Consider the following 9,414-nt stretch of genomic DNA (forward strand, 5'->3'; position numbering starts at 1 on the left):
TAGCGCCAGCGAGCCCTCCACCCGTTTGGGTGGAGGGCTTTGTCGTGTCAGTGGGTGCCGGCCCAGTTGATCTGTACTGGGGTGATGCGGCCTGTGTCTCGGTTGACGAGGAGGCTGATGAGGCCGAGGCCGTCTCCGAAGATGCCTTCGCGGGTGAGTTCGTCTTCTTCGCCCCACGGGTGGGTGGCGGCGATGGGGTCGTGTTCGAGTTGGTCGATGTACTCGAACAGGGCGACTTGCCCTTCGAAGGGCAGCCCTTCGATCATTTTCATCGTGTGTGGGCTGCGGCTGAACTGCCAGTTCACGCTGCGTTGTGTCCTTGACGGCGTTGGGCTTCGATCCGGGCCTTGATTTCTTCGTACCGGGAGACGCTCTCTCGGGTGTCCTGATCGTAGCCGTCTGGTAGCCGTCCGTGTTCCCGAACGTGGTCGCGGACCCTCTCGAGCTCGGCGTGACCTGCTTCGATGTCGGTGATGAAGCGGACCCAGCGCGCGAGGATGTCTGGCAGTTTGCTCACTTCTGTGAAGGAGACTTGCTGCTGGAAGGTGGCGCGGAGCTCGGGGTACGGCAAGGCGTGAGTGATGCTGTCGATGGTCCACGTGTGGCTGCTCATACCTCGACCTTTGAAATCACGAATCCCATAACCAGTGCAGTGGGTTCGAGGTTAGCGGCAGCTGTCCCAGGTTGGACGCCATCACCTCCGGATTTTCGTAGGTGCCTTGTGTGGTCTGTGGCCGTGTACGGCGTGTGATGCCGTGGCCTGAGGCGTGTCCTGACCTGCTGTTCGTCGGTTGTCTGGTCGTGGAGACTGCTGAGCCGATCACTGGCGACTACCCCGTCGAGCCTCGTCTGCCGTTGTTGACTGCTGCGGAGGCGCGGCAGGCGGTCGGGTTCCTGCAGCTGCTGGAGTCGTTGGACCTCACCCCGCGGGGCCAGGCCGCCGGCCAGCTGGCGGCAGACCTGGCCCGGCGGCTGCCTGCGGAGTAGTGCTGCTGAAAGTCGGCGTCGCCGAGCCCGTGCCCTGGACAAGCGCTGGCCGTTGACCCGGCATGGGGCGTAAGGCGCGTATCCGAGGCCGGTTGAAGTGTGGGCGCTGTGGGCGGTTGGCTCCGCGCGACTTGAGTTCCGCGGCTGCGGAGGACTGGAACGGCAAGTGGGAGGGTGGCCGTCTGGTTCTGGTGTTGTGTCCGCTCTGCCAGACGCCGGTCGATTCGGCTGAGGCGGAGGCGAATGCGGCGGAGCTGCGCGTGGGAGTTGAGGCTGGGGCGCATTTCGTTCCCGACCCGGTGGTCTGCCTGACGGGGACCTGGGACCTGCCCGGGACGCTCTTGTACGGCGCGGAGCATTTGCGGCGTGTGGTGCTCTCTGGCCAGTCGGCAGGCCTCCATGTGTTGGAGAACCTGCCAGTTGGCACTCGTTGTGTCGCCACGGTGGGTGGAGTGATGATCCACTTGCCTGGTGGGGCGGTCGGGCGGTAGGTCTACGCTGCGGCCCGCCTGTCTGTGAGGTTCATGCGCAGGATGTCTCCGCGGCCGTAGTCGGCGCCGCAGGCCAGGCAGGACTCGCCGCGGGTGTTGAGAGTGAACGGCACTGCATGCCCGCAGGGGCAGGCGACGTGGAGCTTCCGGGCCGGCTTTTCGCCGCCAGTGATGCCGGCGAGGGTGCGGTGGATGGAGCCGACCTCGTTCGCGAATTCGTCTGCTGCGGCGTGGTGTTCGACGGCCCAGGCGAGGTTGTACCTGAGCGTCCTGCAGGCGCCGGTGACGCGGTCCTGGAGGGTGCCCGTCTCGTGCAGCTCGGCGTGCCCGTGGTGCTCCCAGTCCCGGACCCAGGACTGCAGGGGGGCGAGGATGGGCCCAGTTTCGAGCTGCAGCTCGAGGACGTCTTCGCGGAGGGGGGCGGGGGCGGTTTTGCTGCCGGAGACGGAGGGCCCGGTGGAGGCGCCGCGGTACAGATGCTGGGACAGCTGGCCGTACATAGCCGGGATGGCGACGAGGGCAGTAGCGATGCGGTCCTCGCAGGGCCGGCACAGGTACCTGCCCCATTCGTGATCGCGGAGGTCGCGGGCGCAGCGGGTGCAGAAGGCGGACTCGTTCACGGCGGCTCTCCTTGCGGCGGTGCGGGTGCGGGCGGGGCCGGGTCAGGCGGTGAAGCGGCGGGTGGGGATGCCGGCTTTCTCGGCGAGATCGGCGGTGTGGGTGGCGCCGCGGCTGCCGTTGCGGATGAACGCGAGGCACAGGTCGGCGCCGAGCTGGACCATTTCGGCGTTGCGGCGGAAGCCTGCGGAGCGGTCGAGATTGCCTCCTGGCCGCCAGTTCGCGGGGTGGGCTTCCTCAATGACGTCGTCACCGAGGAAGGCGCGGTTGAAGGCCCATGCCTTGGCGATGGCGTCGGCTCCCTTGAAGCAGTCGCCGTGGACGATGACGAGCGTCCGGTCGGTGGGCAGGTCGGCGAGCGCGCCGTGGATGGCGGCCTCGTCGGTCCACTCTCGACTGCCGGTGATAAGGACCCTGTACGGATGAATCACGGCTGCTCCTTGGGTTGGTAGGCGGTGAGGGCGTCGAGTACGGCGTGGGCGCAGTCCGTGCCGTTGTGGTCGTCGATCCAGGTGCGGGCGGCGGCTTCGGCGAGTTCGAGGGTGTGTTGGAGTCGGCCGAGTTCGAGTCCGCGGTCGACGGCCTTGCGGCGCCACGTCTCGGCTTCGTCGTTGCGGAGGCCGGTGAGTGCGTGGGCGATGGCGTGTTGGCCTTCGATGGGGAGCCAGTAGCCGCTGGCGTTGAGGGTGCGGGCGATGGTGTCGCGGATGACGTCGCGGGGGTCGGGGCCCTCAGCGCCCGTCTGCGGGCCGTTCGGCGCCTCGTTGGTGTCGTTGGTCATTCGTTGGCTCCTTCGTCGCTCTGGTGGCTGCGGAGGGCTGTGTAGCCGCCTTCGGGGGCGGGCCAGCCCCACAGTTCGCCGTAGGGCTTGTGGCGGGCGATGAGGCCGACGTCGGTGGGGTTGTTGCAGCGGCCGCCTTTGCGGTGGGCGTCGAAGGCGCTGAGGCTGCTGAAGGTTCGGTGGCAGCAGCTGGCGTGGGAGCGTTCGGTGCCGGTCCACCAGCGTCCGCAGGTTCCGTGGGTGATGGCGTTCTTGGGGAGGGCGGTCTGTCGGTGTTCCACGGGGATGGCCTTTCCTGCTCGAAGAGTTTTGGTCAGGAGCGCTTGGGGGCTCGCGGCGGTCCATCGCTGAGTCCGGACCGCTCGCGCGCCGTCTGTGGCGTCAGGGGCTAGGCCGCTGCCTGTGGGATGTGGATCTGGTCGATGCCGAGTTCGCCGACGGCGAGGGCTATGGCTACGGCTTGGGCTCGGTCGGCGGCGCCGAGTCGGCGGTAGGCGACGGTGAGGATTTCGGCGACGCTGTTCGGGGTGATGCCGAGCCAGGCGGCAATGGCGGCGTTGGTGTTGCCGTTGGCGGCCAGGGCGAGGACTTCTCGTTGGCGGCGAGTGAGGTCTGCCATCACAGGCTCCTGATGACGTCGTGTACGGGTCGGTGGGTGGGGGTGTGGGGGCGGGCGACGCTGCGGCCGTAGTCGGCGAGGATGTGCCGGGGTTCGCAGCTTCGGCGCCAGGTGCCGTTGCGGGCGTCGGCTTCGGCCTCCCAGTCGTCCGGCCAGAGCGGGGGCTGGTGCATGGGTTCCTCCGTGTGGGGCGCGCCCGCTGGTCTTGGCGGACTGGGCGCGCCCCATCGCTGTGCGCAGCTACTGCTGGGGCTTCTGGTGGGGGCAGGGCTCGGGCGTGGGGGTGATCCAGGCGCTGGTGACGGGGAGTTCGGGGCCGTTGCCGAAGCGGACGTGGGTGATGTCGAGGCGGGCCCAGCTGGTAACGGTGAGGCCTTCGCAGTCGGGGCAGAGGGCGGGTTCGTCGCGGGTGTCGCTCACGTCTGCTCCTGCTGCTCGTCGAGGCGGGCGCGTAGGTCGGTCGCGACGCAGCGGTACAGGCGTCGATCGGGGGCGCTGGCGGTGATGTTGTAGAGGTGGTCGAGGAGGTCGGCGAAGGCGCGGACGCGTTCGATGGCGGCCTCGGCCCGCTCGGCGCGCTGGGTGGCGGTCTCCAGCTCGGGCACGATCTCCCGGACGTGCCGCCGGTTGCTGCGGGCGACGTCGGTCATGGTGGTCAACTGCCCGTCGAGCTTGTCCCGCTCCTCGATCAGGTCGTTCACGCGGGCCTCGGAGGCGTCGTACATGGTGCGGAACCGGTCCTGCTCGGCTCGCGCCTCAGCGAGTTCGGCGCACAGCTGGTCGAGGGCGTCGTCGGTCATGTCGTCGAGCGGGATGCGGTCGGTCACGGCTGGTCTCCGAGGATGGCGCGGGCGACGGTGAGGGCGTCGTGGGCGTTCTGATCGAGGGCGCCGTCCTGGAACTGCTCGCCGAGGTACTCCTGCATCTCGCTGGCGATGTTGGCCTGCCGTTCCAGAAGTACGGCGAGGGCGCTGCCGACGCCGGGGTGCATGGCGGCGATGTACGGGAGGTCGGCGTCCTCACCGGTGTCGGCGCAGCTGCGATCGGCCACGATGACGCCCTCGCCGTCGCCGCAGCGGATGACGCGCTCGGGGGTGATGGTCCAGGTGCCCGGCGAGGCGAGCGAGGCGGCCTTGGCGTATCCGCGGAGGCGGATGGCTGCGGCGCGGAGGGTGTCGGCGGGGCTGGGCTGGGTCACAGGTACTCCCCGGGGTCGATGGTGTCGACGGGCCGCTGCTCGGCCTCGTCGTCGTGGAGGTGGGCGTAGGGGTTGCCGTGGCCGGGCGCCGGCTCGGGCGGGACGGTCATCGGGGGCTCCGGCCACTGCCACCCGGTCACGACTCGGCCCCGGCGGCGGGCTGCTGTGCCCGCTGAAGTGCGGCGTCCCAGAAGTTGCGCAGGGCGTCGATGGCGGTGTGCACCTCGCGGGTCAGGGTGCCGCCGCTCTCGGTGATGGCGCGCTGCAGGGCGAACAGTTGGGGCATGTCGTTGGGCGGCTCGGTGGCGGTCTGGGTGTCCTGCCGCCCGACGGCGCGCTGCAGGTGCCACACGTCGCTGTAGCCGAGCCGGCCGCCCTGGCAGTCCATGTCCGGCGGACAGGCCGCGTTCGCGCCGACGAGGTTGAGGCAGAGGCAGCGGTGCCAGCGCTTCGAGCCGTGGTTGACGCCGTCCTCGCACTCGGTGCCCGGGGCGTGGGCGGCGTGCCCGCAGCCACAGCGCTCGTCGGCGGCCGGTTGTGCGGTGGCCTGGCGGGCGGCGGACGGCGTGGGCCAGACTGCCGGGCACGAGTGTCGCGTTGTCGTGCCGCACTGTCCGCAGACGTAGTTGACGGTGGTGGCGGTCATGGTGGTGCTCCTGTCGTGGGATGGTGGTGGGAGGCCGCCCCGCCATGCCCGCGGGGCGGCCGGCTTACGTGCTTAGGACGGGGTGTTATCGACAGCGGTGCGGAGCAGCCAGACGACGAAGGCGGCGTGCTCGTCACCGGCGCTGCCCGGCAGGGCCTCGATCTCGTCGGCCGCGCGCCGCAGGATCCCCCGGAGCGAACCGAGGCACTGCTCGCCCTGGTGCCACTCCATTGCCGGGTTCTTCCGCGTCCCGTGGTCGGGACAGGACGGGTCGGGGATGATCCCGCCGCACGCCTGCACCGGGCAGCGGCAGGACGACGACGCCGCGGCGTAGGGGATGGCGTGGCGGATCATGCCGGCCGCCCGGTGGTGAGGAGCAGGTGCACGCGGGCCGCGGTCTCGGTGATGGTGTCGGCGCCGAGGGGCTGCGGGTCGGGGACGTGTCCAGCGTGGCCGAGTCCCCAGTCGATGCCGGCGCGCTCGGACCAGCCGATGTACAGCTCTTCGCCGGGGTCGGCGCCGAGGGGCTGCATGGCGCGGGGGGTGAGGGCGATGGTGATGGCGGTCTCGTGGGCGTCGGTGACGGTGTGGTCGTAGGCCTCGATGGCGTCGGTGAGGGCGCGGACCCAGGTATCGGGCATCTCGTCGGTGATGGGCAGGTCGGTCACGGTGGTCTCCTGTGGGTGGTGGTGGAACCGGATGAGCGGTCAGGCGGCGGGCTTGCGGGGCTCGACGATCCAGCCGGGTCCGCCGTCGCGTTCGCGCTCGTCGCCGTAGGGGGGCCGGTAGCGGAGTCGGTAGGTGTGGTGGTCTTCGGCGGGGTCGAGTCGGACGATCTTGTTGGTGCCGAGCTGGTCGGCGAGGGCGAGGAGAGGGTCGGCGCCCCATTCGGTGAGGGCGTTGAGGGCGTCGGCGAGGTCCTGCCATCGGGTGTGTTCGATGGCGTCGTACATGCGGGCGATGGTGGTGTCGTCGTGCTCGGGCATGTGGGTCTCCTTCAGGCGGTGGGGGTGCAGAGGGGGCAGGTGGGTCCGGGGCTGGGTCCGGTGGCGGCGGTGCCGCAGGGCCAGGCGCCGGGGCGGGCGATGTGGTAGCACGGCTGCTCGTCGTGGGCGGCGGTCCGCTGCTTCGGTGCCTTAGGCGCGATGCCGGCGGCGAGGAGCAGGAGGCGGGTGACGTCGCCGTCCTTGCGGGCCTCGGCGAAGTCCTCGGGGGTCAGTTCGGTCATCGCAGCCTCCTAGGTCTGGGCCATGTCGACGAAGCGGGCGTAGTGGCCCTGGAATGCGGCCGTGATCGTTGCCGTTGGGCCGCCGCGGTGCTTGCCGACGATGAAGTCGGCCTCTCCAGCCCGCGGGGACTCGACCTCGTAGGCGTCCTCGCGATGCAGCAGGATCACGATGTCGGCGTCCTGCTCGATCGATCCCGACTCCCGCAGGTCAGACACCATCGGTTTCTTGTCGGTGCGCTGTTCCGGGCCGCGGTTGAGCTGGGCCAGGACGATCACGGTGATGCCAAACTCCTTGGCCAGCAGCTTCAGCTGCCGCGACAACTCAGAGACGGCGACCTGGCGGTTCTCCGCTTTCGGCGCCTGCATGAGCTGCAGGTAGTCGACGATGACGAGACGCAGGCCGGCGGTACGGACGAGGTGACGGACGCGGGCCCGGAGGACCGGCATGGTCAGGTGGGCGTTGTCGGAGATGTAGAGCGGCGCCTCTTTGATCGCCCGACCCCGCTTGGCGAAGCGCTGCAGGTCGTCATCGGTGGCAATGCCCTGCTTGATGTGGTGAAGGGCGACGCGGGACTCGGCGGAGACGATCGAGGTGCCGAGCTCGTCACGTCCCATTTCCAGGGACTCGAAGAGCGTGGTGATCCCGTGCTTCACTGCGGCGGCGCGGGCGAGGCCGAGACCGAAGGTGGTCTTGCCCATGGCGGGCCTGGCGCCGACCACCACCATCTGACCACCCGCCCACCCGCCGGTGAGCAGCGCGTCGAGGTCCATGAATCCGGTGGGAACTCGGTCGTCGGTGGTGGGCGGGGTGACGGCCCGTTCGAAGACTGCTTCGAGGACGTCGCCGACCTGGATGTAGCTGTCGTCGGCGGCCTGGCGGACGACGCCGTCGAGTTCGGCCTGCGCCTCGGCGATGTCGGCGTCGGGGTCGAAGGCTGCGGAGCGGGCTCGGGTGATGGACGCGTGGCCGTGGGCGTTGAGGCGGGCGGCGACGGCCATCTTGGTGATCCGCTGGGCTGCCCAGGGGGCGGTGCTGGGGGCGGCGTCGATGTAGAGCTGGGCCAGTTCGTTCTTGTCGGCGGGAACGGTCGGCATGCGGCCGTCTGCGCGCCAGGCCTGGAGCTGCCGGTCAATGGCCTCCCAGCGGATGGCGCCGGGCTGAAGGTTGGCGCGGATCTCTTCGACGGCGTACCAGATCCAGCGGTAGCGGTCGATGGTGAAGTCTGCGGGGTCGAAGCCCTGCATCGCCAGCTCGTCGACGAGGTCGGTGCGGGCCATGATCGCGGCGGCGAGGATCTTCTCCGCGTCGGGATCAGCGAGGACGAGGCTGGCGGCCGGCTGGTCGTCGAGGGGGGCGTCCCACATGTCGGTGCTCATGCGGCGGCCCCAGCCCGGCGGTCGGCGCCTTCGAGGAGGAGCACTCCGCCGCGGAACATCTCGCGGAGCCGGGACTGGACGCGGTCGCCGACGATGTCACCGGTCGCGCCGGGCAGCACATCGCAGGTGACGAGACAGGGGCGGCGGTTGATGTACCGCTCGTCGAAGATCTCGTAGAGGCGTTCCTGGGTCCAGCCGGTCGGGGAGACGCGGGCGGCGGCGAGGTCGTCGATGTACAGCAGGTCTGCCTCCTGAAGCTGGCGGGTGAGGGTGCGGACGTTCCAGTCGGGGTTGTCGTGGCGGAGGGCGTCGAAGAGGGCGGTGGAGCGCCACGTCTCGACGCGGGGGCGGCGGCTGGTGCGGGTGATGTGGGCGGCGACCCAGTTGCGGGCGGACTGCCAGGCGGTGTGGGTCTTGCCGACGCCGATGGGCCCGGTGAGGAAGAGGCTGGTGGCCGTGTTGTCGGTCTGGGCGGCCCAGGCGGCGGCGTGGGGGTGGATGCCGATGTCGCGGCGGTAGAGGGCGGGGGTGGCGCGGAGGAAGGCGTTGACGGCGTCTTCGCGGCGCTCGGCGAGCACGGAGTCGCGGCCGTCGTCAGAAGTTGAGGGCATTCTGGATTTCCTCTTCGGTCATGTGGCTCATGTCGCGGGGGGCGGTCTGTGCGCCCACAGCCCGAAGGCGGGGCCGACCGTTCGGCTGGGGTGCGTGCTTGTCGAGGTAGCCACGGGCCTTCAGCCAGTTGGCGGAGAACTTGATGTAGCGCCAGTCCTCACACGCCTTCTCCTTGGCGTAGGCGACGGCGGCAGCGGTGATCTGCTCGGGGTCGACGCCAGCGAGGACGGCAGTGGTCCATTCCTCGAGGGTCTTGTCGTAGTCGCGGCTCTTCGGGTACAGCGCCCAGAAGTTGCCGAACTCCTGCTTCTCGGCGGCGGTGATTTCCCGGGCCGAGTGGGAGGCGGAAGAAGAGTCTTCTTCTTCCTGGTCTACCTGGTACTGGTTATGGGGTCCGGTTTCCGGACCCCTAGGGGTCCGGTTTCCGGACCCCTGGGGTCCGGTTTCCGGACCACTAGCGTTTCCGGCAGGGGTCTGGTTTCCGGACCCCTGGGAACCGCTAGGGGTCTCGTTTCCGGACCCCTCGCCGTGGCGTAGTGGTCCGGATTCCGCACCCCTAGAGCCGCCCTCGGGTCGGACATAGCCCACTGCTCCCGGGATCCGGTACAGGGCCGACCGCGTTCCTCGGTGCCCTTCCAACAGCTGCAACTCGCCGGACTCCAGCAGCCCGTCCACAGCCTTGATCACGGAGGAGCGAGCCGCGTTGGAGAAGCGAACGAGCTCGGTCGTGCTGGCCCTCACCGTGCAATCGGGACCGGTGATCCAGTTGGCGCAGGCCAACATCACGTGCCGGCCGGTGCCTTTCGACTGGGAGTAGTTCCACACCCAGTACATGGCGTCGATGCTCACGGGGCCTC

At 69.6% G+C, this 9,414-nt stretch carries 20 protein-coding genes; 1 reads left to right on the plus strand and 19 read right to left on the minus strand.

Annotated features, from left to right (window positions below):
• Window positions 1-47: 47 nt before the first annotated feature.
• Window positions 48-305, minus strand: coding sequence for a hypothetical protein (locus ABTZ91_RS15745; protein ID WP_352077705.1), 258 nt, complete (start codon window positions 303-305; stop codon window positions 48-50).
• On the minus strand, window positions 302-613 hold the full coding sequence (locus tag ABTZ91_RS15750; RefSeq protein WP_352077706.1) for a hypothetical protein: 312 nt from the start codon (window positions 611-613) through the stop codon (window positions 302-304). The genes ABTZ91_RS15745 and ABTZ91_RS15750 overlap by 4 nt, the downstream gene beginning before the upstream one ends.
• Before the next feature lie 245 nt (window positions 614-858).
• Between ABTZ91_RS15750 and ABTZ91_RS15755 the strand changes: the two genes are divergently transcribed.
• On the plus strand, window positions 859-987 hold the full coding sequence (locus ABTZ91_RS15755) for a hypothetical protein (RefSeq protein ID WP_352077707.1): 129 nt from the start codon (window positions 859-861) through the stop codon (window positions 985-987).
• 493 nt (window positions 988-1,480) lie between these two features.
• Here the strand turns inward: ABTZ91_RS15755 and ABTZ91_RS15760 are convergent, their stop codons facing one another.
• The 17 genes from ABTZ91_RS15760 to ABTZ91_RS15840 form a co-directional block, all read right to left on the minus strand.
• Window positions 1,481-2,098, minus strand: coding sequence for a hypothetical protein (locus ABTZ91_RS15760; RefSeq protein WP_352077708.1), 618 nt, complete (start codon window positions 2,096-2,098; stop codon window positions 1,481-1,483).
• 42 nt (window positions 2,099-2,140) lie between these two features.
• Complete coding sequence (locus tag ABTZ91_RS15765; RefSeq protein ID WP_352077709.1) at window positions 2,141-2,527, minus strand: SLOG family protein; 387 nt, start codon at window positions 2,525-2,527, stop codon at window positions 2,141-2,143.
• A complete protein-coding gene (locus ABTZ91_RS15770; RefSeq protein WP_352077710.1) occupies window positions 2,524-2,877 on the minus strand; it encodes a hypothetical protein in 354 nt (117 codons plus the stop codon). The genes ABTZ91_RS15765 and ABTZ91_RS15770 overlap by 4 nt, the downstream gene beginning before the upstream one ends.
• On the minus strand, window positions 2,874-3,158 hold the full coding sequence (locus ABTZ91_RS15775) for a hypothetical protein (RefSeq protein ID WP_352077711.1): 285 nt from the start codon (window positions 3,156-3,158) through the stop codon (window positions 2,874-2,876). The genes ABTZ91_RS15770 and ABTZ91_RS15775 overlap by 4 nt, the downstream gene beginning before the upstream one ends.
• A 107-nt stretch (window positions 3,159-3,265) precedes the next feature.
• Window positions 3,266-3,496 (minus strand): helix-turn-helix transcriptional regulator, encoded by a 231-nt coding sequence (locus ABTZ91_RS15780; protein ID WP_352077712.1) that lies wholly within the window; start codon window positions 3,494-3,496, stop codon window positions 3,266-3,268.
• On the minus strand, window positions 3,496-3,669 hold the full coding sequence (locus ABTZ91_RS15785; protein ID WP_352077713.1) for a hypothetical protein: 174 nt from the start codon (window positions 3,667-3,669) through the stop codon (window positions 3,496-3,498). The genes ABTZ91_RS15780 and ABTZ91_RS15785 overlap by 1 nt, the downstream gene beginning before the upstream one ends.
• 67 nt (window positions 3,670-3,736) lie before the next feature.
• Window positions 3,737-3,916: a hypothetical protein gene (locus ABTZ91_RS15790; RefSeq protein WP_352077714.1), complete on the minus strand. Its 180-nt coding sequence runs from the start codon at window positions 3,914-3,916 to the stop codon at window positions 3,737-3,739.
• The gene (locus tag ABTZ91_RS15795) at window positions 3,913-4,323 is read right to left on the minus strand and encodes a hypothetical protein (protein ID WP_352077715.1); all 411 of its coding nucleotides are present in this window, start codon (window positions 4,321-4,323) and stop codon (window positions 3,913-3,915) included. The genes ABTZ91_RS15790 and ABTZ91_RS15795 overlap by 4 nt, the downstream gene beginning before the upstream one ends.
• A complete protein-coding gene (locus ABTZ91_RS15800) occupies window positions 4,320-4,694 on the minus strand; it encodes a hypothetical protein (RefSeq protein WP_352077716.1) in 375 nt (124 codons plus the stop codon). Before ABTZ91_RS15800 ends, ABTZ91_RS15795 begins: the two co-directional genes overlap by 4 nt.
• 136 nt (window positions 4,695-4,830) lie before the next feature.
• Window positions 4,831-5,340: a hypothetical protein gene (locus tag ABTZ91_RS15805; protein ID WP_352077717.1), complete on the minus strand. Its 510-nt coding sequence runs from the start codon at window positions 5,338-5,340 to the stop codon at window positions 4,831-4,833.
• A gap of 72 nt (window positions 5,341-5,412) precedes the next feature.
• Complete coding sequence (locus ABTZ91_RS15810) at window positions 5,413-5,571, minus strand: hypothetical protein (protein WP_352077718.1); 159 nt, start codon at window positions 5,569-5,571, stop codon at window positions 5,413-5,415.
• A 119-nt stretch (window positions 5,572-5,690) separates the two neighbouring features.
• Complete coding sequence (locus ABTZ91_RS15815; protein ID WP_352077719.1) at window positions 5,691-6,008, minus strand: hypothetical protein; 318 nt, start codon at window positions 6,006-6,008, stop codon at window positions 5,691-5,693.
• Window positions 6,009-6,047: 39 nt separating this feature from the next.
• Window positions 6,048-6,326 carry a hypothetical protein gene (locus tag ABTZ91_RS15820; RefSeq protein ID WP_352077720.1) on the minus strand — a complete coding sequence of 93 codons (279 nt, stop codon included), beginning with the start codon at window positions 6,324-6,326 and terminating at the stop codon, window positions 6,048-6,050.
• A gap of 11 nt (window positions 6,327-6,337) precedes the next feature.
• The gene (locus ABTZ91_RS15825) at window positions 6,338-6,568 is read right to left on the minus strand and encodes a hypothetical protein (protein ID WP_352077721.1); all 231 of its coding nucleotides are present in this window, start codon (window positions 6,566-6,568) and stop codon (window positions 6,338-6,340) included.
• Between the two features lie 9 nt (window positions 6,569-6,577).
• A complete protein-coding gene (locus ABTZ91_RS15830) occupies window positions 6,578-7,945 on the minus strand; it encodes a replicative DNA helicase (protein WP_352077722.1) in 1,368 nt (455 codons plus the stop codon).
• On the minus strand, window positions 7,942-8,556 hold the full coding sequence (locus ABTZ91_RS15835; protein ID WP_352077723.1) for a DnaA ATPase domain-containing protein: 615 nt from the start codon (window positions 8,554-8,556) through the stop codon (window positions 7,942-7,944). Before ABTZ91_RS15835 ends, ABTZ91_RS15830 begins: the two co-directional genes overlap by 4 nt.
• Entirely contained in the window at window positions 8,540-9,406 is an 867-nt protein-coding gene (locus ABTZ91_RS15840) for a hypothetical protein (RefSeq protein WP_352077724.1), read from the minus strand. Before ABTZ91_RS15840 ends, ABTZ91_RS15835 begins: the two co-directional genes overlap by 17 nt.
• Window positions 9,407-9,414 lie beyond the last annotated feature (8 nt).

Origin of the sequence: Streptomyces sp. NPDC126499 (assembly GCF_040302485.1) — a bacterium.
GTDB lineage: Bacteria > Actinomycetota > Actinomycetes > Streptomycetales > Streptomycetaceae > Streptomyces.

Coding starts and splice junctions, on each gene's coding strand:
- ABTZ91_RS15750 (WP_352077706.1), bottom strand. CDS start 613: ATGAGCAGCCACACGTGGACCATCGACAGCATCACTCACGCCTTGCCG.
- ABTZ91_RS15770 (WP_352077710.1), bottom strand. CDS start 2,877: ATGACCAACGACACCAACGAGGCGCCGAACGGCCCGCAGACGGGCGCT.
- ABTZ91_RS15780 (WP_352077712.1), bottom strand. CDS start 3,496: ATGGCAGACCTCACTCGCCGCCAACGAGAAGTCCTCGCCCTGGCCGCC.
- ABTZ91_RS15785 (WP_352077713.1), bottom strand. CDS start 3,669: ATGCACCAGCCCCCGCTCTGGCCGGACGACTGGGAGGCCGAAGCCGAC.
- ABTZ91_RS15805 (WP_352077717.1), bottom strand. CDS start 5,340: ATGACCGCCACCACCGTCAACTACGTCTGCGGACAGTGCGGCACGACA.
- ABTZ91_RS15810 (WP_352077718.1), bottom strand. CDS start 5,571: ATGGAGTGGCACCAGGGCGAGCAGTGCCTCGGTTCGCTCCGGGGGATC.
- ABTZ91_RS15820 (WP_352077720.1), bottom strand. CDS start 6,326: ATGCCCGAGCACGACGACACCACCATCGCCCGCATGTACGACGCCATC.
- ABTZ91_RS15825 (WP_352077721.1), bottom strand. CDS start 6,568: ATGACCGAACTGACCCCCGAGGACTTCGCCGAGGCCCGCAAGGACGGC.
- ABTZ91_RS15830 (WP_352077722.1), bottom strand. CDS start 7,945: ATGAGCACCGACATGTGGGACGCCCCCCTCGACGACCAGCCGGCCGCC.
- ABTZ91_RS15835 (WP_352077723.1), bottom strand. CDS start 8,556: ATGCCCTCAACTTCTGACGACGGCCGCGACTCCGTGCTCGCCGAGCGC.